Here is a 23,017-nt window from a genome sequence, read left to right on the forward strand (position 1 = left end):
CCCGTGTTCCGTGTCTGCTCCGTGGACGACATCCCCGACGGCGAGGGCTTGCGGGTCCTCGGCCCCGTCCCGCTCGCGGTCTTCGCGGTCGACGGTGAGGTGTTCGTTCTCGACGACACCTGCAGCCACCAGGCCGCCTCTCTGTCCGACGGCTACCTCGAGGGCTGCTGGATCGAGTGCCCGCTGCACGAAGCGGCGTTCTCCCTGCGCACCGGCGAGCCGAGCGGCCCACCGGCCAAGCGACCGGTGCGGACCTACCCAGCGATGGTGTCCGACGGCGTCGTGTACGCCGAGGTTGCCGTAGCGGTCACCGAGGACGAGCTCGTCTGAACGCACGGTGTCGGGGTCGAGCTGCGCCACCTTCACCGTGCCCGACCAGGGGTCGGATGTGGTTCCTCACCCACCCGCTGTACAGCGTCTTCCTGGACCGGCCGGGCGCGCACGGCCTCGGCTCTCGCCTCGGCATCGGGCCCGGCCGGTACGACCTCCACCAACCGGTGCTTCTTCTTCGTGACCGGGTCGGTACCGGCGCGCACCCGTCGCGCGCCGCCGGGTAGGACGTCGATCACTCCCGAAGGCTCCGTCTGGGCTGGTCGCGAGAGATCGGCACAGGGTCACGACAGGCGCTCGGTGGGTCATCACAGGGGTCGCGCGGGCAACTCGATCGAGAGCTTCCCGAGAGAACTCCCTGGTCGGACCTGGAGCCGGAGGTCGGGATCGAACCGACGACCTACCGCTTACAAGGCGGTTGCTCTACCACTGAGCTACACCGGCGAGGGACCACAGCCTAACGCCCCGGCACCGTCACGACCCTCCCGCCCGCCCCCGCCGACGCCGGGTGTGGGGCCGGGCAGGGCGCCGTCGGCCCGCCCCTAGCCTGGTGCGGACAGCACCGACGGAGGGAGGGACCCGTGGCCGAGGGAACGCCGCCGGCGGACCGGTTCGCGCGGCGGTTGCGCGGCGCGCTGCGGCGTGACGCGAGACGGCTGCTCACCCCGGGTCCGTCGACGGTGCCGATGCTCATGCTCGGCCCGCAGGTCCCCGACGACGCCCGCGTGCAGGAGGTCCTGGACCTCTGCATGCGGATCGGTGAGATCGCGCTGTCCTCCGGCGAGTCGGTCGACGAAGTCACGGCGACCATGCTGCGGCTGGCCAACCTGGCGGGTCTGCCCGCCGTCGACGTGGACATCACGTTCACCTCGATCACCATGTGCTGCCACCGGGGCAACGCCGCGCAGCCGGTGACGACGATGCGGCTGGTCCGCTACCGGACGCTCGACCTCTCCCGGCTGGCCGAGACCGAGGAGATCATCCGCGAGGTCGAGGCGGGCCGGCTCGACGTGCGGGCGGCGTCGTCGAAGGTGTCGGAGGTGGTGCGGCATCCGCACCCGTACCCGCGCTGGGTGGCGACGTTCGGCTGGGCCGCGCTGGCCGCGTCGATCGCCCTGCTGCTCGGCGGCGGCCCGCTGACCGCGACGACGGCGTTCGTCACCACCGCGATCATCGACCGGATCGGACGGGTGCTGGCGCGGCGCGGGGTCGCGGCGTTCTTCCAGCAGGTGGTCGGCGGGTTCCTCGTCACCGCCTCGACGGTGGCCCTGGTGCAGCTGGAGGTGTTCCCGCCGGGCACCCGGGCGTCCTACGTCGTCGCGGCCGGCATCACGGTGCTGCTGTCCGGGCTGAGTGTGGTCTCGACCGTGCAGGACGCGCTGACCGGCTACTACCTGACCGCGGCCGCGCGCATGGTGGAGATCTCGTTGCTGTCGGCGGGGCTGCTGACCGGCGTCGTGCTGGGGCTGCAGCTGGGGCTCGCGATGGGCACCCAGATCGAGGTGTCCGGGGACCTGCCGTCCGGTCCCGGCCAGTTCGGGCTGTCGCTGGTCTCCGGTGCGCTGGCGGCGGCGTTCTACGCGCTCGCCGGGTACGCGCCACTGCGGTCGTTGCCGATCGCGGGCGCGGTCGGCGCGTCGAGCTGGCTCGTCTACGGCCTGCTCACGCAGAACGCCGGGCTCGGACAGGTACCGGCGACCGGGGCCGCTGCGCTCGTCGTCGGCCTGGCGGCGGGCCTGCTGCGCCGGGGCACCCAGACCCCGCCGATGGTCGTCACCCTGGCCGGGGTCACACCGCTGCTGCCCGGTCTGGCCGCCTACCGCGGCTTCTACCAGCTGGCGATCGAGGGGCCGTCCGAGGGACTGGTGACGATCACGATCGCGCTGGCCGTCGGGCTGGCGCTGGCCGCGGGCGTCGCCCTGGGGCAGTTCGTGGCCAGCCCGCGCCGCCGCCCGGAGGACCGGCCCGGCGGGGCCGAGAACTCCCCCACCGGCGGCGCGGCCGTCGGCTCCCCGGTGTCGGACGGCACGGCCGACGGCGCCGATCCGAAGTAGGGTCGGCGCGAGGGTCGAGCGTCGAGGAGGGCGTGTGTCCACAGGGGAACCGGTGTCGGCGGCGGATCTGGTGGTGGTGGCCAACAGGCTCCCCGTGGACCTGGAGCGGCACCCGGACGGAAGCACCACCTGGCGACGCAGCCCGGGCGGCCTGGTCACGGCGCTGGAGCCGACCCTGCGGGCCCGGGAGGGCGCCTGGGTCGGCTGGCCCGGCGTCCCCGACGCCGAGGTCGAGCCCTTCGCCGAGGACGGTCTGTCGCTGTTCCCGGTGACGCTCACCGCGAGCGAGGTCACCGACTACTACGAGGGCTTCTCCAACGGCACGCTGTGGCCGCTCTACCACGACGTCGTCGCACCCCCGCAGTTCCACCGGCACTGGTGGCGCGCCTACACCGCGGTGAACCAGCGCTTCGCCGAGGAGGTCGCGAAGATCGCCGCGCACGGCGCGACGGTCTGGGTGCAGGACTACCAGCTCCAGCTCGACCCGGGGAAGCTGCGCGAGCTGCGCCCGGACCTGCGGATCGGCTTCTTCCTGCACATCCCGTTCCCGCCGGTCGAGCTGTTCCGCCAGCTGCCGTGGCGGACCCGGATCATGGAGGGGCTGCTCGGCGCGGACCTGGTCGGCTTCCACACCGACGGCGGCGTCCGCAACTTCCACTGGCTCGCCCAGGAGCTCGCCGGGGCCGTCTCCGAGCGCGACCCCGAGGTGCTCCGCCACGGCGGCCGGCGCATCCGGCTCGGCGCCTTCCCGATCTCGATCGACTCGCACCGGCTCGACGAGCTGGCCCGCACCCCCGAGGTGGAGAAGCGCGCCGCGCAGATCCGCGAGGAGCTGGGCAGCCCGCGCAAGATCGTCCTGGGCGTCGACCGGCTCGACTACACCAAGGGCATCGACGTCCGGCTGCGCGCCTTCCACGAGCTCCTGGAGGAGCAGCGGGTGACCGTGGACGACGCCGTCATGATCCAGCTGGCGGCGCCGTCGCGCGAGCGGGTCGAGCACTACCAGCAGATGCGCGCCGACATCGAGCAGGCCGTCGGGCGGATCAACGGCGAGTTCGCCCGCGTCGGGCACCCGGCGGTGCACTACCTGCACCGCTCGCTGCCGCGCGAGGAGCTGGCCGCGTTCTTCCTCGCCGCCGACGTCATGCTCGTGACCCCGCTGCGCGACGGCATGAACCTCGTCGCCAAGGAGTACGTCGCCTGCCGCCCGGACGACGGCGGCTGTCTCGTGCTGTCCGAGTTCGCCGGCGCCGCGATCGAGCTGACCAGTGCCCTGCTGGTGAACCCGCACGACACCGACGGGGTCAAGGAGGCGCTGTACGCGGCGCTGACCATGAACGCCGAGGAGGGCAGGAAACGGATGCGCACCCTGCGCAGACAGGTCCTCGACCACGACGTCGACCGCTGGGCGACCTCGTTCCTGGAGGCGCTCGGGATCCGGGTGGAGCAGTGAGCCTCGACGACGCGCTGACCCGCCTCGCCCGGGTGCCGCGGCTACTCGTCGCGCTCGACTTCGACGGCGTGCTGGCCCCGCTGGTGGACGACCCGTCGGCGTCCCGGCCGCTGCCGGCCGCCGCCGACGCCGTCCGCCGTCTCGCCGCGCTCGACGACACGACCGTGGTGATGCTGTCCGGGCGTGGCCGCGACGACCTCGCGGCCGTCTCCGGGTTCGGCCCGCCGGTCGGGCTGGTGGGCAGCCACGGCGCCGAGTACGACGACGAGCTCGGCGCGTTGCTCGGCCGCGGCGGCCTGCTCACCGCCGAGCAGGAGCAGCGGCGCGCGACGCTGCTCGACGGCCTGCGCGCCGTGGTCGACGGGACTCCCGGGGCGCGGCTGGAGACCAAGCCCGCGGGCGGTGCGGTGCACGTGCGCGGGATGGACCCGGCCGCCGGGACGGCCCTGCTGGAACGGGTCCGCGCCGACTGGGTCCGGGACGGGGTGGACGCCACCGCCGGCAAGGACGTGCTGGACCTGGCGGTCGTCGAGACGACGAAGGGGGCCGCGGTCGACGTGCTGCGGGCCGCGCTGGGCGTCGACGCGGTGCTGTTCGCCGGCGACGACGTGACCGACGAGACCGCGTTCCGGGTGCTGGACGACGGCGACGTCGGGCTCAAGGTCGGCGACGGCGACACCGCGGCCCGGTACCGGGTCGCGGACCCGCAGGAGGTGGCCGCGGTCCTGCAACGCCTCGCCGCGCTGCGCACCGGGGCGTGACGGGGCCTGGTCAGTCGAGGTCGGCCAGCGCGGCCGGGGGCTCGCGGCACGGGTCGTCGGCGGCGGGCAGGTCCGAGGCGTTGCCCGCGATGCCGATGCCCTCGGTCGCGGCGAGCCCGCCCATCTGGGCGTACCAGCGCGGGGCGCGCTCGCGGGCGTGCCAGTAGCCCTTCGCACTGATCCAGCCGCGCTCGCCGGGGTCGGCGACGCCGTTGCCGTTGGCGTCGCCGAGGAAGCGCATGCCGCCACCAGGGGCGCGCTCGACGTGCAGCGGGGACGGCAGCAGCCCGACGAGCTGGGCGGACTCGTCGACGCTGAGCGAGCGACTGGACTTGCCGAAGTAGTACCAGGACGCGGCGCAGACGCCGTAGACGCGCGGCGCGAACTGCGCGACGTTGACGTAGATCTCCAGGATCCGCCGCTTGGACATGACGATCTCCATCGTCTCGGCCGGCGGGATCTCCAGTGCCTTGCGGAGCGGTTCGAGCGGCGGGTAACGACCGGCCCACAGGAACAGGTTCTTCGAGGTCTGCTGGGTGATCGTCGACCCGGACGGGTCGTCGGTGCCGTCCAGGTACGCCTGGACGCGCGCCCACTGCATCCCGTAGTCGACGGCGAGCGTCCGCTCCGGGAACTGCTGGTCCTCCTGCCCCATCACCACGACCAGGAAGTTGCGCGACACGTGCTCGGCGTCGGTCCACTGCGCGACGGTCGGCCCGAAGTTCCACAGCCGGAACATCGTGTACGGCGGGTTGACCAGTGTGAACAGCAGTACCAGGACCAGCGGGACGGTCTGGGCGACCAGCGCCCAGCGCAGCACCCTGCGCAGCCGGACCCGGGTCGACTGCGGTGGGGTCCCCGGTGGCCGCTGCGGTCGCAGCCGGCGCAGCCGTTCCCGCAGCGCCGCGACCTGCGGCCCGATCGGGCGGCGCGAGGGGCGGCCGACCTCCGGCCGGGGTTCCGGGACCGCCGCTCCGCGTCGCGGGGGCGGGCCGCTCCGGCGGACGCCGCGGCGGGAGGGCAGGGGTCGCTGGGCGGGGTGGAGCACCTCCGGCGCCTGCGACGCCTCGTCCCGGCGACGGTCGGCGTCCACGCGGTCGTCGGCCGGTGGGACCGGCCGTGGGGCGGCCGGGGGGAAAGCCGGGCCGCGGCGGGGCGGGACGACGCGCGGTGCGGGCGGCGCGGAACGCCCGTCGGGCGGGGCCGGCGGCACGGGCGGCGACCCGGGACCCCGGCCGGCGACACGCGGGGGTCCGCCCCGTCCCGGGCCGCGCTGGTCCGACGGGGCGGGCCGGGCGCCGCCCGGTCCCGGGGCTCGCGCGGGGTCCGGGCCGGCAGGGCGCGGCGGACCCGACGGCGGGCGCGGTGCGGCGGGCGGAGACGCCGGCGGCACGGCGGAGCGTCCGTGCGGCGGGCCGCGGCGCGGGCGTCGGGGCGGGCCGGCGTCGTTCAACCCAGCCTCCCCCTCGCCCGGTCCGGCCACCCGGACGGGCGACCCGAACCCGACGATACCGACGGGCCGGGACGATCCGTGGGCGGTCGGAGTCAGCGCGGCGGGCCGCAGGCCGGGTCGACGGCGTCGAGCACCTCGACCGGGTCACCGACGGTGATCTCCGCGCCCGGGTCGTCCGGGATCAGGTTGACCCCGAACCACACCTTGCCGTCGAACCGCCGGTGCCGGGCCAGGGTCGCCATCGGCTCGCGGCCCTTGGCCGCCGTCTCCGGGTCGACGGTGGTGAGCACGCAGCGGGCGCAGCCCTTCGCCACCCGGAACTCCGCGGCGCCGATCCGGATGCGCCGCCAGCCGTCCTCGGCCCACGCGGGTGCGCCCTCGACGACGGCGTTCGGTCGGAACCGGGTCATCGGCAGCGGCGCCTCCGCCGCGTGCCTGCCCTCGGCGACCAGTGCGTTCAGCGCGTCGAGCGAGGCGGCGGAGGTGAGCAGCAGCGGGTAGCCGTCGGCGAAGGAGACGCGGTCGTCGTCGTGGGAGAAGGCCGGGTCGGGGCGGCGCCGGGCCGGGTCGTCGAGGTGGAGCAGCCGCACCGGGGAGCCGAGCAGGTCCGAGAACCAGCCGTCGGCCTCGGGGCCGGCCGGGACGCCCGCGGTGTCCCAGCGGTGCACACGGGCCGGCAGCGGCTCGCCGTCGGGCACCGGGACGGTCAGCGGCGGCATCCCCGGCCCGGTCAGGCGGAGCCCGTCGGCGGCGGGGGTGGGTGCGACGAGCACGAGCCGGGGATGGGTGCGCGCGGTGACCACGGCGCCGTCGTCGCGGACGAGCATCCACCGCCGGTCCCCGGCGAGACCGGCCCGTTCGACGACGGCGCGCGCCACCTCGGCACCCCGGCAGGACTTCACCGGGTAGCGCCGCAGCCCGGACAGACTCACCATCCGGAGAAGAACTCCCCGGACTGACGCAGTTCCCGGGTGGTCGACCCGACGATCAGCTCGGTCGGGAGGGTGACGTACTCGGGGACGTGGCGGTCGCCGCGCTCGAGCAGCAGCCGCCCGGTCTCGAGGCCCTTCTCCCGGAACGGCTGGCGGACCGTGGTCAGGCCGAGGCGCTCGGCCTCGGGCACGCCGTCGAACCCGGCGACCGAGAGGTCCTCGGGGACCCGCACGCCGCGGTCACGGGCCTCGCGCAGCGCGCCGAGGGCGAGGATGTCGGAGGTGCACACCAGCGCGGTGATGCCGGGGTGCGACGCCAGGAGGATGGCCGCACCGTCCGCGCCGGCGTCCAGGGAGTGCTCGAACCGCTCGATGACCGGGACGTCGGCCCAGTCGACACCGGCCTCGGTGAACGCCGCGCGCAGCCCGGCGAGGCGCTCGCGCTGCACGGCGTAGGAGCTCCCCTCCTGGCGTGCGATGTCGGCCGGGCCGTCGTGCCGGTGCGACGACAGGCGCATGCAGAGCACGCCGACGCGGCGGTGGCCGAGCTCGACGAGGTGCCGGCCGAGCGCGAGGGTGCCGGCGCGGTCGTCGACGCCGACCCGGTCCACGCCGGTGATCCCGGTGGGCTGGTCGCAGACCACCGTCGGCACCGGGCGCTGCAGGACGGCCCGGAAGTGCGGGTCGTCCTCGCTGACCGAGTAGACGACGAACCCGTCGACTCCGGCCTGGTAGACCGCGTCGACGTCGGAGTGCTCCGGGCTGACCGGGATCAGCAGCAGCCCGGTGCCCGCCTTCTCGCAGGCCAGGGCGAGCCCCTCCAGGAAGCCGGTGGCGCCCGGGTCGCGGAAGGCGTAGCTGAGCGCCTCGGTGAGCAGCAGGCCGACCGCACCGGCGCGCCGGGTGCGCAGTGAGCGGGCGACCGGGTCCGGGCCCGGGTAGCCGAGCCGGCGGGCCGCCTCCAGGACGCGCTCGCGCAGCGGCGCGGACAGCTGGTCGGGCCGGTTGTAGGCGTTCGACACGGTCGTCCGCGAGACCCCGAGCTCGGCGGCCAGCGACGCCAGCGTCGCCGGGCGCCGCGGGTGCTGGGGTCCGGTCATTCCCCGAACGGTAGCGGCGCGGTCACGCACGTGAAAGTCGGCCCCGACCGGCCGTGACGGGATCACACGGCGGGCGCGGGCCCGGCGCGCCGTGCAACGGTAGAGTGAATCTGAGAATGATTTCCAATAAATGTATGCCGATGTGTTGATGGGAGTTCCGTCCGTGTCCCGATCCCCGCTCCGCCCGGCCGCGCTCGTGGCCGGGCTGGCCGCACTCGCCCTGGGGCTGACCGCCTGCGGCTCCGGCCAGGTCGACGCCCCCACCAGCGCCGACACCCCGCAGGTGAAGATCGTCGCCTCCACCGACGCCTGGGGCGCCGTCGCCCGCGCCGTGGGCGGCAACTACGCCCAGGTCCAGTCGATCATCAGCTCCCCCGACGTCGACCCGCACGGCTACGAGCCCACCCCGCAGAACGCGGCCACCGTCGGCGAGGCCCAGCTGCTGCTCATGAACGGCGGCGGGTACGACGCCTTCATGACCGACCTCGTCTCCGCCTCCGGCAACAAGGCCCCGCTGATCGACGCCGTCGAGGTCTCCGGCATCGAGGGGGCCCAGGAGGCCGCCGCGGACGACCACGGCCACGACCACGCCGCCGAGCCGACCACCGGCGCCGACCACGACCACGCCGGTGAGGCCGGGGCCGAGCCCGCCGCGGGCGCCGAGCACGAGCACGAGCACGGCTCGTTCAACGAGCACGTCTGGTACGACCCGGCCGCGGTCGGCCGGGTCGCCGACCAGCTCGCCGAGCAGCTCGGCCGGATCGACCCGAGCGCCGCGGAGTACTTCCGCACCAACGCCCAGACCCTCCGGGGCGGCGTCGCCCAGCTGACGTCGAAGGCCACCGAGATCGGCCGTGCGCACCCGGGGGCCCGGGTCGCCGTCACCGAGCCGGTGCCCGACTACCTGCTGCAGGCCGCCGGGATCGCGAACGCCACCCCGCAGGCGTTCTCCTCGGCCGTCGAGGAGGGCACCGACCCGCCGGCCGCCGTCGTCGCGCAGATGCTGGGGCTGTTCACCGCCCAGCCGCCGGTCGACGCGCTGATCCTGAACAGCCAGACGACCTCGCCGACCACCGACCAGGTCCGCGACGCGGCCCAGAAGGGAGGCGTCCCGGTGATCCAGATGTCGGAGACCCTGCCCGCGGGCACCACCGACTGGGTGCAGTGGATGAACGCCAACCTGGACGAGCTGTCCGCGGCGCTGAACCGCTGACATGGGATTCCCGGAACGGTCCGCGCTGTCGCTGCGCGGGGCAGGCCTGCGGTTCGGGGACCGGACCCTGTGGTCCGGCCTCGACCTGGACGTCGCACCCGGCGAGTTCGTCGCCGTCCTCGGCCCGAACGGCTCCGGCAAGACGACGCTGATGCGCGTCCTGCTGGGGCTGCTCCCGCTGTCCGAGGGCACCGTGACCGTCGGTGGGCACACCCCGCGACGCGGCAGCCCCGAGATCGGCTACGTCCCGCAGCAGCAGCCGCTGGACCCGGACCTGCCGCTGCGCGGGCGCGACCTCGTCGGTCTCGGCCTCGACGGGCACCGCTTCGGCCTCGGTCTGGGGCGGCGACGCGAGCGGCGCGAGCGGGTCGACCGCGCGCTGTCCCAGGTCGGCGGCACCGGGTACGCCGACGCCCCGGTCGGGCGGCTGTCCGGCGGCGAGCAGCAACGGCTGCGGGTCGCGCAGGCACTCGTCGGGGACCCGGCGGTGCTGCTGTGCGACGAGCCCCTGCTCAGCCTGGACCTGTCCCACCAGCGGATCGTGACCCGGCTGATCGACGAGCGCCGCCGCGCCGCGGACACCGCGGTGCTGTTCGTGACCCACGAGATCAACCCGGTGCTGCCGCTGGTGGACCGGGTCCTCTACCTCGTCGACGGCCGGTTCTCGATCGGCACCACCGACGAGGTCATGACCTCGGAGACGCTGTCGCGGCTCTACCGCACCGACGTCGACGTGCTGCGGGTCCGGGACCGGCTGGTCGTGGTCGGGGCCGACGACTCGCCGGTCACCCGCGACGAGCACGCCGAGCACGGCGTCACCACGGTCGGGGGTGGCGCGTGACCGAGTTCCTGGCCCGCATCCTCGATCTGTCCGGCACCGGCGCACTGCTGGGCTACCCGTTCGTCCGCAACGCGCTCATCGCCTGCGCGGTGCTCGGGCTGGTCGCCGGGCTGCTCGCCCCGCTGATCGTCAGCCGCGGGATGGCCTTCGCCGTGCACGGCACCGCCGAGCTGGCCTTCACCGGCGCCGCGGCCGGGCTGCTGCTCGGCGTCGCCGTCGGGGTGGGAGCGGTGGTGGGCGCCGTCGTCGCCGCGGTGATCTTCGGTGTGCTGGGGCTGCGGCAACGCGAGCGGGACTCCGCGATCGGCGTGGTGATGGCGTTCGGGCTCGGCCTGGGCGTGCTGTTCCTGGCCCTCTACGACGGCCGCTCCTCCAACCGCTTCGGCCTGCTCACCGGCTCGATCGTCTCGGTCGACCAGCAGAACCTGTGGGTGCTGGGGGTCGTCGCGGCCGTCGTGCTCGCGACGCTGGCGGTGCTCTACCGGCCGCTGCTGTTCGCCAGCACCGACCCCGACGTCGCAGTGGCGCGCGGCGTGCCCGTCCGCGCGCTGACCCTGGTGTTCAGCGTGCTGATCGGGCTGGTGACGGCGCTGGCCGTGCCGATCGTCGGCGCGATCCTGGTGCTGTCGGTGCTGATCGTGCCCGGCGCCGCGGCGAACCGGGTGACCGCGAACCCGCTGCTGGCGACCGTCATCGCGATCGTCATCGCGGAGGTCGCACTGGTCGGCGGGACGATCCTGTCGCTGGCGCCGGGGCTGCCGATCTCGGCCTACGTGGCGACCATCGGGTTCGTCGCCTACCTGCTGTGCCGCCTGGTGGGCCGGCTGCGCGGCCGGGGCCCGGTCCGCGCCTGATCCGCACGGCGCGCGGTGATCCGCTGTTCGCGCGCGTCCGGACGCGCGCGGGGAACGGATCACCGCGCGTCGCGGCGATCATGGGATCGGGTCAGCGGTGGGTGCGACGGCGGCGGGCCACCTCGGCCAGCACGACGCCGGTGGCGACGGAGGCGTTCAGCGACTCCACCCGGCCGGCCAGGGGGATCGAGACGGTCACGTCGCAGGTCTCGCGGACCAGCCGGGACAGCCCCTTGCCCTCCGACCCGGTGACGATCACCAGCGGCCCGGTGGCCAGGTCGAAGTCGTCGAGGGAGACGTCGCCGTCGGCGGCCAGGCCCGCGACCATCAGCCCGGCGGAGGCGTACTCCTGCAGGGTGCGGGTCAGGTTCGTGGCGCGTGCGACCGGGACCCGGGCCGCGGTGCCCGCCGAGGTCCGCCAGGCGACCGCGGTCATGCCGGCGGCGCGCCGCTGCGGCACGACGACGCCGTGCCCGCCGAACGCCCCCACCGACCGGACGACCGCACCCAGGTTGCGCGGGTCGGTCACCCCGTCCAGGGCCACGGCCAGTGCCGGGCGCCCGGAGTGCGACGCGGCCTCCAGCACGTCGTCGGGGTGGGCGTAGGAGTACGGCGGCACCTGCAGGGCGAGGCCCTGGTGCAGCGCTCCGCCGCTGATCCGGTCGAGGTCGTTGCGCGGCACCTCCAGGATGGAGATGCCCCGCTCCGCCGCCAGTGCGACGGCCTCGGTGACCCGGTCGTCGGCGGACATGCCGGTGGCCACCTGCAGCGCCGTCGCCGGGACGCCCGCCCGCAGGCACTCGACGACCGGGTTGCGCCCGAGCACGGTCTCCGGGGTCTCCCCGTCACCGCGACGGCCCGCGACCGGGCGTCGGCGCTGCTGCTGGTCCTGGGCGGCACGCCGCGCGGCCGCCCTCGCCTTCGGGTGGCCGGGGCGCATCTCGGCGGGCGGGGTCGGCCCCTTGCCCTTCAGTGCGCGCCGGGCCTGACCGCCGGAACCGACGACCATGCCCTTCTTGGTGCCTTCCTTGCGGATCGCACCGCGGCGCTTGGAATTGCCTGCCATGAGTTCTACGAGTCCTAAGCGTCTTTGAGAGTCCAGGTGGAGCCGTCGGCACCGTCCTCGACGGCGATCCCGGCGGCGAGCAGCTCGTCGCGGAGCCGGTCCGCGGTGGCGAAGTCGCGCTCGGCGCGCGCGGCCCGGCGGCGCTCGAGCATCGACTCCACCAGGGTGCCCAGTGCCTGCCGGGCGGCGTCGCCCGACTCCTCGGCCGCACCGCCGGCTGCCAGCGGGTCCAGGCCGAGCACCTCGGTCGTCGCACGGACCGCGGACGCGGTCCGCAGGGCGCCCGCGACGTCCCCGGCGTCGAGGGCGGTGTTGCCCTCGCGCACCAGGGTGTGCACGGTGCCGAGGGCGAGCGGGGTCCCCAGGTCGTCGTCGAGTGCGGCGGTGAACGCGCCGGGCAGCTCCGTCGCGACCTCGGGCAGGCCGTGCCGCTCGCGCACCCGGTGCACGAACGACTCGATCCGCCGGTACGCGGCGACGGCCTCGTCCAGCGCGGCGTCGGAGTACTCGATCGCCGACCGGTAGTGCGGGCCGACCAGGTAGTAGCGCAGCTCGGCCGGGCGGACCCGCTCGAGCAGGTTCTCGATCGCCAGGGTGTTCCCCAGCGACTTCGACATCTTCTCCCCGCCCATGGTGACCCAGGCGTTGTGCAGCCAGTAGCGGGCGAAGCCGTCGCCGGCGGCGTGGCTCTGGGCGCGCTCGTTCTCGTGGTGCGGGAAGACCAGGTCCAGGCCGCCGCCGTGGATGTCGAACTCCGGGCCGAGGTAGGCCGTCGCCATCGCCGAGCACTCCAGGTGCCAGCCGGGGCGCCCGTTGCCCCAGGGGGTGGGCCAGCTGGGCTCGCCGGGCTTGGCCGCCTTCCACAGCGTGAAGTCCAGCGCGTCGCGCTTGGCGCCGCCCTCGCCCTCACCCTGGTGGACGTCGTCGACGCGCTGACCGGACAGCGCGCCGTAGTCGGGCAGGGTGCGCACGGCGAAGTACACGTCGCCACCCGCGGCGTAGGCATGACCGCGCTCGATCAGCCGCTCGATCAGCTCGACCATCTGCGTGATGTGCCCGGTCGCCCGGGGCTCCACCGACGGCGGCAGGCAGCCCAGCGCGTCGTACGCGGCGGTGAAGGCCCGCTCGTGGGTGGCCGCCCACTCCCACCACGGACGGCCCGCGGCCTGTGCCTTGCGCAGGATCTTGTCGTCGATGTCGGTGACGTTGCGGACCAGCGTGACGTCGTAGCCGGACCGGGCCAGCCAGCGACGCAGCACGTCGTAGTTCAGCCCCGAGCGGACGTGGCCTATGTGCGGCAGGCCCTGCACCGTCGCCCCACAGACGTACATCGACACGGCTCCGGTCCGCAGCGGCGTGAAGGCGCGCTGCTCCCTGGTCGCTGAGTCGAGAAGTCTGAGGCTCACGTCACCAGGGTACGGGCCTCCGATTCGTCCACTACACGCGCGGTGGGGCTGGGGCAAGGTGTCCGGCATGGCTGTTGAGCGGATGTACCCGCGGCTGGTCGTGCACGACGCCGACGCCGCGATCGACTTCTACCTCGCCGCGTTCGGCGCGGAGCTCGTGGAGCGCTACACCGACGGCTCCGGTGCCGTGGTGCACGCCCTGCTGCGGGCCGGTCGCGCCGAGTGGGCCCTCAAGGACGGCGACGCCGTCGACCCGGCTCCGTCGGGGCCCGGATCGGTGATCATGGCCCTGGAGGTCGACGACCCGGACGCGGTCGCCGCGGCGATGGTGGCCCACGGCGGCCGCGTGCTGTTCCCGGTGACCGACCACGACTACGGGCAGCGCGCCGGGCGGATCGCCGACCCGTTCGGCCACGCCTGGATGGTGGCGGCCCACACCGGCGACCTGACGCCCGAGCAGATCCAGGAGCGGACCGGGCGTCTCTAGCCCGCAGCCCTGGCCCGCAGCTCTGGCCCGCAGCTCTAACCCGCAGCGAGCAGCAGCGCCGTCGCGACGGCGGCGCGCCCCTCACCGCGTCCGGTCAGCCCCAGCCCGTCGGTGGTCGTGCCGGACACCGACACCGGGCCGCCGACCACCTCCGACAGCACCCGTTCGGCCTCGGTCCGGCGTGTGCCGATCTTGGGGTCGTTCCCGATCACCTGGACGGCGGCGTTGCCGACGGTCCAGCCGTCGCGGGCGAGCAGGCGGCGGACCTCGGCGAGCAGGGCCGCCCCGCTCGCGCCCGTCCACTCCGGACGGCCGGTGCCGAACACCGCGCCCAGGTCGCCCAGCCCGGCCGCGGACAGCAGGGCGTCGCACAGGGCGTGCGCGGCGACGTCGCCGTCGGAGTGTCCGGCGCACCCGTCGGTGCCGGTCCACAGCAGACCCGCGACCCAGCAGTCGCGGCCCGGCTCGACCGGGTGCACGTCGGTTCCGATCCCGACCCTCATGCGTGTTCCTCGTGCTCGGTGACGCGGCCCGCCCCGGCGAGCAGCAGTTCGGCGATGCGCAGGTCCCACGCGGTGGTGACCTTGAACGCGAGCGGGTCCCCGGCGACGGTGGCGACCGGGTCGCCGAGCGCCTCGACCAGCCCGGCGTCGTCGGTGCGGGGGTCGGGCGTGTCCGCGTGCGCGCGACGCAGGTCGGCCGCGCGGAATCCCTGCGGGGTCTGCACCGCGCGCAGCTCCGAGCGGTCCACGGTGGACACGACGGTGCCGTCGGCGTCGACCCGCTTGACCGTGTCGGCCACGGGGAGCACCGGGATGACGGCGGGAGCGCCCGCGCGTATGGCGTCGACCACCCGACGGACGACGTCGGGTGGCGTGAGGGGGCGCGCGGCGTCGTGCACCAGCACGACCTCGGCGTCCGGACCGGTAGCGGCGAGGCCCGCCGCGACGGAGGCGGTGCGGTCGGCACCGCCGGCGACGACGGTCGCCGGGCGACCGGGCAGCATCGCCGCGGCGTCGTCCACCTGGTCCGCGGGGACGACGACCACCACGTGCCCGACGACGTCGGACGCGAGAAGGCCGTCGACCGCGCGCACCAGCATGGGAACCCCGGCCAGTCCGACGAACGCCTTGGGCACACCTGCACCCAGCCGCACCCCGGAACCGGCCGCGGGAAGCACCGCGACGACACCCGCCCCGGAGGACGGTCCGTGCACGCCGGTCAGGCGTTCGCGGTGGCGAGCACCTCGTCGAGCAGGACCTCGGCCCGCTCCTCGTCGGTGCCCTCGGCCAGCGCGAGTTCACTGACCAGTATCTGCCTCGCCTTGGCCAGCATCCGCTTCTCACCGGCGGACAGGCCCCGGTCCTTCTCTCGCCGCCACAGGTCGCGGACGACCTCGGCGACCTTGTTCACGTCGCCGGACGTGAGCTTCTCCCAGTTCGCCTTGTACCGGCGCGACCAGTTCGTGGGCTCCTCGGTGTGCGGCGCGCGCAACACCTCGAAGACCCGATCCAATCCCTCCTGGCCCACGACGTCACGAACACCGACCACCTCGACGTTGTCGGCGGGGATGCGCACCGTCAGATCACCCTGCTGGACCTTCAGGACGAGGTACTGCACTTCCTCGCCCTTGATCGTCCGGGTCTCGATCGCCTCGATGAGCGCGGCACCGTGGTGCGGGTAGACGACGGTCTCTCCGACCTTGAAAACCATGTGTCCTCTGGCCCCTTTCGCTGCGTCCAGATTAACACGTCGTCAGAGCGGGACGGCGACCGGCTTTTACCGTCGTCGCAGGTCAGGGGGTTGACAACGGCGGAGGAACGTGTTCCCCGCGGGCGTGGCGCCCGTCGGGGGCCGTCCGGCCACGTGCCGGTCGCCGCCGCGTCACGTCCCGGACCACCGGGTCTTCCGTCCCCGCCGTCCAGTGGGGACGCGGTCGTCACACCCGGGTGCCCGACCGCGCAACCTGTCGGAGCGCGCGACTAGGCTGCCCCCCGACAGACCCAGCACGTGCGCCGGGGGCACTTCGGGGCACCGGCAAGGAAGGACACGACGACCGTGAGCCGCACCCGCCGTTCCGCCCGGACCCTGGCCGGGGTCGCCGGCGCCGCCGCCCTGACCGGCCTGCTGCTCAGCGGCTGCGGGACCGGGCAGATCTCGCAGACCTCCCGCCAGGTCGCCGCCGTGAACGGCGCCAACGTCACGGTCGGCTCGGTCGACCTGCGCGACGTGCAGATCGCCTACCCGACCACGCCCGCCGGTCCGGACGCGCTGTACCGCCAGGGCGGCGCCGCACCGCTCGTCGCGACCCTGGTCAACACCGCTCCGGTCGCCGACCGCCTGCTGTCGGTCACCTCCCCCGCCGCGGCGTCGGTGCAGATCCAGGGCGACCCGACCATGCCGCAGGACATCGCGCTGGTCTCGCCGGGCAACCTGCAGCTCTCCCCGACCAACGCCAAGCGGGTCCAGCTCGTCGCCGAAGGTCTGACCCGTCCGGTCCCGGCCGGGGCGCAGATCCCGATGACCTTCGTGTTCGAGAGGGCCGGCTCGGTGACCGTCACCGTCCCGACCGGCGTGCCGCACACCGCGGGCTCGCCGGGGCACGCCCCGGAGCGGGCGTCGTTCGACTCCGAGGAGTCCGGCACCAACGGCGCCGAGACCGGCGTGAACTCCGAGACCGGCGGCCAGGCCGAGGCCCCGCCGGTCGACCGGCCGAACCCGGTCCCGGCCGGTGAGGGCGCCCCCGTCGCGCCCGGCAACGAGGGCAGCGGCGCCGGCGGCGCCGCCGGCAACTGACCCCCCGGTCCCGCGCCGCCCGCTCGGGCGGCTACCGCTGCACCGAGTGCGACCACCGCACGGCGCAGTGGGTGGGGCGTTGTCCGGGCTGCCAGGCCTGGGGCTCGCTGGAGCAGGTCGAGCCGGTGCGCACCGGCGGGGGCGGCCGGACCGTCGTCGCCGGAGCACCCAGCACCCCGGCCCGGCGGATCGCCGAGGTGGAGCTGGACTCCGCCAGGGCCCGGCCGACCGGCGTCGACGAGCTGGACCGGGTGCTCGGTGGCGGGCTCGTCCCGGGCGCGGTGGTCCTGCTGGCCGGTGAGCCGGGCGTCGGCAAGTCGACGCTGCTCCTGGAGGTCGCCGCGCAGGCCGCGGCCCGGTCCCGGGTCCTGTACGTCTCGGGTGAGGAGTCCGCGGGCCAGGTGCGGCTGCGCGCCGAGCGGACCGGCGGCGTCCACGACGAGCTCTACCTCGCCGCCGAGTCCGATCTGGAGTCGGTGCTGGGCCACGTCGACGCGCTGCGGCCGTCGCTGCTGGTGGTGGACTCGATCCAGACCATGTCCACCGCCTCGGTCGACGGCAGCCCCGGCGGGGTGACCCAGACCCGCGCCGTGACCGTGGGACTGACCGCGCTGGCGAAGGAGCGCGGCCTGGCCGTGCTCCTCGTCGGCCACGTCACCAAGGACGGCGGCATCGCGGGCCCGCGGGTGCTGGAGCACCTGGTCGACGTGGTGCTGCACTTCGAGGGCGACAAGCACTCGGCGCTGCGGATGGTCCGCGGGGTGAAGAACCGGTTCGGCCCGGCCGACGAGGTCGGCTGCTTCGAGCTGCGCGACTCGGGCATCGTCGGCCTCGCCGACCCCTCGGGGCTGTTCCTCGGCCGGTTCGGCCAGGGCGCCGACGCGGTGCAGCCGGGGACCGCGGTGACCGTCGTGATGGACGGGCGACGCCCGCTGCTCGCCGAGGTTCAGGCGCTGGTGGCGGGAGCGAACATCCCGAGCCCGCGCCGGGCGGTGACCGGGCTGGACTCGTCGCGGGTGCCGATGCTGCTCGCCGTCGTCGAGCGGCGGGGCGGGCTCAAGCTGCACGACGCCGAGGTCTACACCGCGACCGTCGGCGGGATGCGGATCACCGAGCCCGCGGCCGACCTCGCGATCGCGCTCGCGGTCGTCTCGGCGAAGCGGGACGCGGCCCTGCCCGCGGACCTCGTCGTGCTGGGCGAGCTCGGGCTGGCCGGCGAGCTGCGCCGGGTGCACGGGGTGGACCGGCGCCTCGCGGAGGCCGCGCGGCTGGGCTTCACCCGGGCGATCGTCCCGACCGGGGCCGAGGTCGGCCGCACCGGCATGCAGATCACCGAGGCCTCGTCGCTGCGCGAGATCATGGCCCGCATCCGCTGAGCCTCAGCTCATGAGCAGCGGGACGGGCTCGCTCACGACCTGGTCGAGCCGGGCCAGGACCCGGTAGCCGCCGGGGCCCACCCGGGTGCGCTCGCCCGCGCAGCCGGGCTCGGAGCCGAGCCCGGTCCAGGTCACGGCGAAGGCCACCGGCTGGCCGGGCACCAGGGTCCGCAGATCGTCCGACGACGGGTTGGAGCAGTCGTTGGACGACCAGAGCTTGGTCGCCCCGTCGCCGCTCCACACCGCGATCTCCTGCTGGGCGCCGTCGAGGTCGCGCACGCAGGGCTGGCCGGAGACGTTGGTGACGACCAGCCGGAGCTCGGGTCGCGCGCCGGCGGGATAGGTCGGCTGCCCCGTCTCGGCGCGCACCTCGATCATCGCGTCGGTGCAGGGCACCGGGCCGGTCGGCGGGGACGGTGCCGCCTGCGGCACCTGCACGGACGGGCGTGGCGTGTCGTCGGGGCGGACCGTCTCGTCCGCCGGGCCCGCGTTCGGGGTCACGGGCCCGGCGGACGTCCCCGCCGCGGCGGCCGGAGGCGCTCCGGGCGCGGCGGGGGCGGGGAGCGGCACGGACGGGGGCGTCCCCGTCCCCGGGGCTGGGGATGCCGGGGACGGGGACGCCGGGGACGGCGCGGGGGCCGCCGTCCCGGTGTCCGATGTGGTCTGCGACGACTGGGGGCTCGTCTGTGCGGCCGTCCCGGTGGGCTCGTCGGAACCCCGCGGGACCAGCACCCAGGTGGTGAGCCACAGCAACGCGAAGAGCGCGAGCAGCGCGACGCCGACCGCGCACGCGCGCCGACGCCAGTAGACCGACGCCGGCAGGGGACCCACCGGGTGCATGTCACTGACGGTAGATCTCCGGTTACGCGAAGTCGCCAACGCCGCGCCGGGACCGGACATGTCCGGCGAGGTCCACCCGGCGGGGCGACCCGCGCGTCCCGACCGGGTGAGCACACCGGCGGAACGGTCGCCCGCGCACTCCTCGGACCGACCCGGACGGGGTCGCCGAACCGGATCGCCCGACCCCCGTGCAGGTGACTCGTCGACCTGGGGTGACCGCCGTCGTCAGGCGACACCGTCCCGACCGGTCCGGCGCGGCGGGGAACCGCCCCGGTCGTGGCGCGCGCCCCGGTGGCGGACGCGGTAGTGCACGTGATCCACATGCCGGGCCCGCGTCGGCCTCCCGCGACGCCGACGCACCCGACCCGTTCCCCCGGTGGGGTCGTCGCCGGGGCCCGGCCCGGGGCACGCGACACTGGGGTGGTGGTGGCCGATCTGATCTCCCCGTGGTTCCGGGCGCACGCCCGCGACCTGCCGTGGCGGCGCCCCGAGACCACCCCGTGGGGCGTGCTCGTCAGCGAGTTCATGCTCCAGCAGACCCCGGTCGCGCGGGTCGAGCCGGTCTGGCGGGCCTGGATGGAGCGCTGGCCCGCGCCGTCGTCGCTGGCGGCCGCGCCGCGCGCGGACGTGCTGCGGACCTGGGGCAAGCTCGGCTACCCGCGCCGCGCGATCCGGCTGCACGACGCGGCCGCGGCGATCGCGGAGCAGCACGGCGACGCCGTCCCCTCCGACGTCGAGGCGCTCGAGGCCCTGCCGGGCGTCGGCTCCTACACCGCGCGGGCGGTGGCGGCGTTCGGCTTCGGCCTGCGTGCCGCCGTCGTCGACACCAACGTCCGGAGGGTGGTGGCCCGCGCGGTGCACGGACAGGGCGACGCCGGGCCGGCCCGCACCCGGGCCGACCTGGCCGACGTCGACGCGCTGCTGCCCGACGACGACGCCGAGGCCGCCGTCGTCTCCGCCGGCCTGATGGAGCTGGGCGCGGTGGTCTGCACCGCCCGCTCGCCGCACTGCGCGGACTGCCCGGTCGCGGCCCGCTGCGCCTGGGTGGCGGCAGGCCGCCCCGCCTACGACGGCCCGCGCAAACCGGTCCAGGGCTTCGCCGGCACCGACCGCCAGGTGCGCGGCAGGCTCATGGACGTGTTGCGCGCCGCGCACGGGCCGGTCGAGCGGGCCGCGCTGGACGCCGTCTGGTCCGATGCGGGCCAGCGCGACCGGTGCCTGCACTCGCTGCTCGTCGACGGGCTGGCCGAGCAGACCGACGACGGCCGCTTCGCCCTCCCCGTCTGAGCGGCGGCCCCGATGCCCAGCACCGTCCGGTTCCGGCTCGACGACGACGGCGCCGCCGCACTCACCGCGCTGCGCGACCGGCTCGCCGGGGCCGGGATCCCGGTCCCGGCCGGGACGCCGCACGTGACCGTCGCCGCGGCGGGCACGATCCCGCCGACCGCCGTGCGGGAGCTGACCGCCCAGCTGCGGCTGGTCGCGCTGCCGGTGCTGTGGCTGGCCGGTCTCGGTTCGGTCGGCCCGGACGCACCGGAGGTGCTGGCGCTGACCGCCGTCACCGACCCCGAGGTGCTGGCCGTGCACACCGCCGTGCACGACGCGCTGGCCGGACGGGTGCGAGGAGCGCACGCCGCGCACCTGCCGGGCTCCTGGCTGCCGCACGTGGTGCTGGCGACCGGGCGGCCCGCCGCGGCCTTCGCGCTGCTGCACCCGGTCTCCCCGGTGCGGGCGCGGATCACCGCCGTCGAGCTGCACGACTCACGCACCGGGGAGACGGCGGTCCTCGGAGCGCGGCCGGAGGGCCCCGCCCGTCGCCCCTAGGCTTGCCCCGTGGGGGACGAACAGGACGTGCGGCGGATCGCGCTCGCCCTCGACGGTGTCGTCGAGAACCCGAGCGAGGGGTTCGACTTCCGGGTGCGCGGCAAGGGCTTCGTGTGGTCGTGGCCGGAGCGGGTGCCCGGCAGACGACGGGTGATCAGGACCGACGTCGCGGTGCTGTACGTCGGCGACGAGGCGGAGAAGCAGGCCCTGCTGCTCGGCGAGCCCGACCTGTTCTTCACCGACCCCGGGCACGCACCGTGGCCGCTGGTGCTCGTCCGCCTGGAGCAGGTGGACACCGGCCGGCTGGCCGAGCTGATCGGTGACGCGTGGCGCATGCGCGTCGACGAGGCCGGGCGGGGATAACGTGGCGGGCATGGCCATTGTGAAGATCAACGCGATCGAGGTCCCGGAGAACGCGGGCCCCGAGCTGGAGAAGCGGTTCGCGAACCGCCTGCACGCCGTCGACGGGCAGCCCGGCTTCCTCGGGTTCGAGCTGCTGCGCCCGGTCTCCGGCGACGACCGGTACTTCGTCGTGACCCGCTGGGAGACCGAGGAGGACTTCCAGGCCTGGCGCGCGGGGCCGGCCGCCGAGGCGCACGCCGGTGAGCGCTCGCCGCAGCCGGTCGCCAAGGGCGCGTCACTGCTGGAGTTCGAGGTCGTCGACCTGCAGCAGATCGCGGCGGGGTCCTGATCGACCCTCACCCCGACCCCGGCGAGGTCGCCGCGGCCTTCTCCACCGAGATCGCCGCGGCGGCGCGCCTGGTCCGTGACGCGGACGCCCTGCTGATCACCGCGGGCGCGGGGATGGGCGTGGACTCCGGGCTGCCGGACTTCCGCGGCGGCGAGGGCTTCTGGCGGGCCTACCCGCCCTACGCGCGCCTCGGGCTGCGTTTCGAGGAGCTGGCCGACCCGGAGCACTTCGCCGACGACCCGGAGCTGGCCTGGGGCTTCTACGGCCACCGCCTGCACCTCTACCGGGACACCGTGCCGCACCCCGGGTTCGCGGTGCTGCGCCGCTGGGCCGACCGGATGCCGTCGAACGTGTTCACCTCGAACGTCGACGGCCAGTTCCAGCGGGCGGGCTTCGCCCCGGAGGACGTCGCCGAGGTCCACGGCTCCATCCACCACCTGCAGTGCCTGCGGCTCTGCGGCCACGGCGTGTGGCCCGCCGACGGCGTCGAGGTGCCGGTCGACGAGGCCACCATGCGCGCCGTCGGTGAGCTGCCCCGCTGCCCGGGCTGCGGCGGGCTCGCCCGTCCGGCGATCCTGATGTTCGGCGACGGCGGCTGGGACGACTCCCACGCCGCGACGGCGCTGCAGCGTCACGTGGACTGGCTGGCGGCGCACCGGGCCGGGGTGGTCGTCGTCGAGCTGGGGGCGGGCGGGGCCCTGCCCACGGTGCGTCGCCGCTCGGAGCTGGCCTCGGCCGCGACCGGCGCGCTGGTGCGGATCAACGTCCGCGAGCCGCAGGTGCGCCACGGCCGCGGTGTCGGCATCCCGGCCCCCGCCGCCGCGACCCTCGCCGCGATCGACGCCGTCCTCTGACGACACCGCCCTCTGACCGGCCCGCCCGAGCCCGTCCGGGCCCGGGCGGGTGCGGCTCAGGAGGGGACGGCCTTCTGGTCCGGGACGACGATCGCGGGCAGGTCGGCGAGGCCGGCCAGCGCCGCGTCGTGGACCTCGGCCGCCGCGACGGTGCCGTGCACGCCGGGCAGGGCCCGGGTGGCCGTGGCCGCCGCGACGACGGTCGGCACGTAGCCGCCCGAGAACGCGCTGCGCGCGGTGGAGTTCACGCACATGTGCGTCATGAACCCGGCGAGCACGAGGTCCTGGTAGCCCTCCAGCAGCTCCGCCAGCCCGGTGTGGACGAACGCGCTGGGGAAGTTCTTGGTCACCACCGCCTCGCCGTCGCGCGGGGCCACCGAGTCGTGGATGGCACCGATCGGCACGGTGACGTCGTACGGGCTGCCCGCACCGGCGTCGTGCCGGACGTGGATGATCCGGGACCCGGCGGAGCGGGCGCGGTCGAGCAGCTCGGCCGCCTCGCCGAGGGCCGGCTCGACGTTCTCGAGCCGCATCACGCCCTCGGTGTAGGTGTTCTGCAGGTCGATCATGATGAGTGCGGAGCGGGACAGCGGCGCCGGGTCCGCCGGCAGGCCCATCAGTCCGCGCAGGGTGTGCGTCATCGGTGCTCCTCGCCCCGGGTACGACCACGGCCCGGGGCGGGGTGC

At 75.2% G+C, this 23,017-nt stretch carries 25 protein-coding genes and 1 tRNA gene; 15 read left to right on the forward strand and 11 right to left on the reverse strand.

The window, feature by feature from the left end; genetic code table 11:
• Positions 1-3: 3 nt before the first annotated feature.
• A complete protein-coding gene (locus Ae717Ps2_RS25075) occupies positions 4-330 on the forward strand; it encodes a bifunctional 3-phenylpropionate/cinnamic acid dioxygenase ferredoxin subunit (RefSeq protein WP_075333960.1) in 327 nt (108 codons plus the stop codon).
• 369 nt (positions 331-699) lie between these two features.
• Here the strand turns inward: Ae717Ps2_RS25075 and Ae717Ps2_RS25080 are convergent.
• Positions 700-774, reverse strand: a tRNA-Thr gene (locus Ae717Ps2_RS25080).
• 137 nt (positions 775-911) lie between these two features.
• On the opposite strand from Ae717Ps2_RS25080, the gene Ae717Ps2_RS25085 reads away from it, so the two are divergent.
• Genes Ae717Ps2_RS25085 through otsB form a run of 3 tightly spaced genes read left to right on the forward strand, consistent with a single transcriptional unit; the run spans position 912 to position 4,598 of the window.
• Entirely contained in the window at positions 912-2,384 is a 1,473-nt protein-coding gene (locus Ae717Ps2_RS25085; protein ID WP_075309711.1) for a threonine/serine exporter ThrE family protein, read from the forward strand.
• 34 nt (positions 2,385-2,418) lie between these two features.
• Positions 2,419-3,837: a trehalose-6-phosphate synthase gene (locus Ae717Ps2_RS25090; protein WP_075333961.1), complete on the forward strand. Its 1,419-nt coding sequence runs from the start codon at positions 2,419-2,421 to the stop codon at positions 3,835-3,837.
• Positions 3,834-4,598 carry a trehalose-phosphatase gene (gene otsB / locus Ae717Ps2_RS25095; protein ID WP_075309710.1) on the forward strand — a complete coding sequence of 255 codons (765 nt, stop codon included), beginning with the start codon at positions 3,834-3,836 and terminating at the stop codon, positions 4,596-4,598. The genes Ae717Ps2_RS25090 and otsB overlap by 4 nt, the downstream gene beginning before the upstream one ends.
• Before the next feature lie 10 nt (positions 4,599-4,608).
• Here otsB and Ae717Ps2_RS25100 read toward each other — a convergent pair whose 3' ends face one another.
• The 3 genes from Ae717Ps2_RS25100 to Ae717Ps2_RS25110 all read right to left on the reverse strand — a co-directional run bounded on the left by Ae717Ps2_RS25100 (position 4,609) and on the right by Ae717Ps2_RS25110 (position 8,083).
• Complete coding sequence (locus Ae717Ps2_RS25100) at positions 4,609-5,691, reverse strand: transglycosylase domain-containing protein (protein WP_083695352.1); 1,083 nt, start codon at positions 5,689-5,691, stop codon at positions 4,609-4,611.
• Between the two features lie 452 nt (positions 5,692-6,143).
• A complete protein-coding gene (locus Ae717Ps2_RS25105; RefSeq protein WP_075309709.1) occupies positions 6,144-6,986 on the reverse strand; it encodes an MOSC domain-containing protein in 843 nt (280 codons plus the stop codon).
• Positions 6,980-8,083 carry a LacI family DNA-binding transcriptional regulator gene (locus Ae717Ps2_RS25110; RefSeq protein ID WP_075333962.1) on the reverse strand — a complete coding sequence of 368 codons (1,104 nt, stop codon included), beginning with the start codon at positions 8,081-8,083 and terminating at the stop codon, positions 6,980-6,982. The genes Ae717Ps2_RS25105 and Ae717Ps2_RS25110 overlap by 7 nt, the downstream gene beginning before the upstream one ends.
• Positions 8,084-8,246: 163 nt before the next feature.
• On the opposite strand from Ae717Ps2_RS25110, the gene Ae717Ps2_RS25115 reads away from it, so the two are divergent.
• The 3 genes from Ae717Ps2_RS25115 to Ae717Ps2_RS25125 are packed head-to-tail and all read left to right on the forward strand — an operon-like array spanning position 8,247 to position 10,991.
• Complete coding sequence (locus Ae717Ps2_RS25115) at positions 8,247-9,296, forward strand: metal ABC transporter solute-binding protein, Zn/Mn family (protein WP_158071543.1); 1,050 nt, start codon at positions 8,247-8,249, stop codon at positions 9,294-9,296.
• Position 9,297: 1 nt separating this feature from the next.
• Positions 9,298-10,137 carry a metal ABC transporter ATP-binding protein gene (locus Ae717Ps2_RS25120; protein ID WP_075333963.1) on the forward strand — a complete coding sequence of 280 codons (840 nt, stop codon included), beginning with the start codon at positions 9,298-9,300 and terminating at the stop codon, positions 10,135-10,137.
• Positions 10,138-10,145: 8 nt separating this feature from the next.
• Positions 10,146-10,991 (forward strand): metal ABC transporter permease, encoded by an 846-nt coding sequence (locus Ae717Ps2_RS25125; RefSeq protein ID WP_075312693.1) that lies wholly within the window; start codon positions 10,146-10,148, stop codon positions 10,989-10,991.
• Positions 10,992-11,082: 91 nt separating this feature from the next.
• Here Ae717Ps2_RS25125 and rlmB read toward each other — a convergent pair whose 3' ends face one another.
• Together rlmB and cysS are read right to left on the reverse strand one after the other, a co-directional pair.
• Positions 11,083-12,057, reverse strand: coding sequence for a 23S rRNA (guanosine(2251)-2'-O)-methyltransferase RlmB (rlmB, locus tag Ae717Ps2_RS25130; RefSeq protein ID WP_043280415.1), 975 nt, complete (start codon positions 12,055-12,057; stop codon positions 11,083-11,085).
• 14 nt (positions 12,058-12,071) lie between these two features.
• Positions 12,072-13,463: a cysteine--tRNA ligase gene (gene cysS / locus Ae717Ps2_RS25135; RefSeq protein WP_075309703.1), complete on the reverse strand. Its 1,392-nt coding sequence runs from the start codon at positions 13,461-13,463 to the stop codon at positions 12,072-12,074.
• A 67-nt stretch (positions 13,464-13,530) separates the two neighbouring features.
• Here cysS and Ae717Ps2_RS25140 point away from each other — a divergent pair, with 67 nt between their 5' ends.
• Complete coding sequence (locus Ae717Ps2_RS25140) at positions 13,531-13,950, forward strand: glyoxalase/bleomycin resistance/extradiol dioxygenase family protein (protein ID WP_043280414.1); 420 nt, start codon at positions 13,531-13,533, stop codon at positions 13,948-13,950.
• 35 nt (positions 13,951-13,985) lie between these two features.
• On the opposite strand, the gene ispF is transcribed toward Ae717Ps2_RS25140, so the two are convergent.
• From ispF to Ae717Ps2_RS25155, 3 genes are read right to left on the reverse strand one after another with little or no spacing between them, the layout of a single operon-like run.
• Positions 13,986-14,453 carry a 2-C-methyl-D-erythritol 2,4-cyclodiphosphate synthase gene (gene ispF, locus Ae717Ps2_RS25145; protein WP_075309701.1) on the reverse strand — a complete coding sequence of 156 codons (468 nt, stop codon included), beginning with the start codon at positions 14,451-14,453 and terminating at the stop codon, positions 13,986-13,988.
• Entirely contained in the window at positions 14,450-15,166 is a 717-nt protein-coding gene (gene ispD / locus Ae717Ps2_RS25150) for a 2-C-methyl-D-erythritol 4-phosphate cytidylyltransferase (RefSeq protein WP_075309699.1), read from the reverse strand. The genes ispF and ispD overlap by 4 nt, the downstream gene beginning before the upstream one ends.
• 5 nt (positions 15,167-15,171) lie before the next feature.
• On the reverse strand, positions 15,172-15,663 hold the full coding sequence (locus Ae717Ps2_RS25155; protein ID WP_020625956.1) for a CarD family transcriptional regulator: 492 nt from the start codon (positions 15,661-15,663) through the stop codon (positions 15,172-15,174).
• 345 nt (positions 15,664-16,008) lie between these two features.
• Between Ae717Ps2_RS25155 and Ae717Ps2_RS25160 the strand changes: the two genes are divergently transcribed.
• Both Ae717Ps2_RS25160 and radA read left to right on the forward strand, forming a co-directional pair.
• Positions 16,009-16,746: a copper chaperone PCu(A)C gene (locus Ae717Ps2_RS25160; protein ID WP_075309697.1), complete on the forward strand. Its 738-nt coding sequence runs from the start codon at positions 16,009-16,011 to the stop codon at positions 16,744-16,746.
• Positions 16,747-16,817: 71 nt separating this feature from the next.
• Positions 16,818-18,122: a DNA repair protein RadA gene (gene radA / locus Ae717Ps2_RS25165; protein WP_060714059.1), complete on the forward strand. Its 1,305-nt coding sequence runs from the start codon at positions 16,818-16,820 to the stop codon at positions 18,120-18,122.
• Positions 18,123-18,125: 3 nt separating this feature from the next.
• Here radA and Ae717Ps2_RS37460 read toward each other — a convergent pair whose 3' ends face one another.
• Positions 18,126-18,962, reverse strand: coding sequence for a hypothetical protein (locus Ae717Ps2_RS37460; RefSeq protein ID WP_075333964.1), 837 nt, complete (start codon positions 18,960-18,962; stop codon positions 18,126-18,128).
• A 423-nt stretch (positions 18,963-19,385) separates the two neighbouring features.
• Between Ae717Ps2_RS37460 and Ae717Ps2_RS25175 the strand changes: the two genes are divergently transcribed.
• From Ae717Ps2_RS25175 to Ae717Ps2_RS25195, 5 genes are all read left to right on the forward strand, one after another.
• Entirely contained in the window at positions 19,386-20,249 is an 864-nt protein-coding gene (locus tag Ae717Ps2_RS25175; RefSeq protein WP_075312691.1) for an A/G-specific adenine glycosylase, read from the forward strand.
• A 12-nt stretch (positions 20,250-20,261) separates the two neighbouring features.
• Positions 20,262-20,786, forward strand: a complete 525-nt coding sequence (locus Ae717Ps2_RS25180) for a 2'-5' RNA ligase family protein (protein WP_075309689.1) — start codon at positions 20,262-20,264, stop codon at positions 20,784-20,786.
• A gap of 9 nt (positions 20,787-20,795) precedes the next feature.
• A complete protein-coding gene (locus Ae717Ps2_RS25185) occupies positions 20,796-21,149 on the forward strand; it encodes an MmcQ/YjbR family DNA-binding protein (protein ID WP_075309687.1) in 354 nt (117 codons plus the stop codon).
• Between the two features lie 10 nt (positions 21,150-21,159).
• Complete coding sequence (locus tag Ae717Ps2_RS25190) at positions 21,160-21,477, forward strand: antibiotic biosynthesis monooxygenase (RefSeq protein ID WP_075312689.1); 318 nt, start codon at positions 21,160-21,162, stop codon at positions 21,475-21,477.
• A gap of 113 nt (positions 21,478-21,590) precedes the next feature.
• Positions 21,591-22,331, forward strand: coding sequence for a Sir2 family NAD-dependent protein deacetylase (locus Ae717Ps2_RS25195; protein ID WP_020626795.1), 741 nt, complete (start codon positions 21,591-21,593; stop codon positions 22,329-22,331).
• Positions 22,332-22,387: 56 nt separating this feature from the next.
• On the opposite strand, the gene Ae717Ps2_RS25200 is transcribed toward Ae717Ps2_RS25195, so the two are convergent.
• The gene (locus tag Ae717Ps2_RS25200; RefSeq protein WP_075309685.1) at positions 22,388-22,972 is read right to left on the reverse strand and encodes a cysteine hydrolase family protein; all 585 of its coding nucleotides are present in this window, start codon (positions 22,970-22,972) and stop codon (positions 22,388-22,390) included.
• Positions 22,973-23,017: the final 45 nt, after the last annotated feature.

It is taken from the genome of Pseudonocardia sp. Ae717_Ps2 (assembly GCF_001932475.1).
In the GTDB taxonomy this organism is placed as follows: domain Bacteria; phylum Actinomycetota; class Actinomycetes; order Mycobacteriales; family Pseudonocardiaceae; genus Pseudonocardia.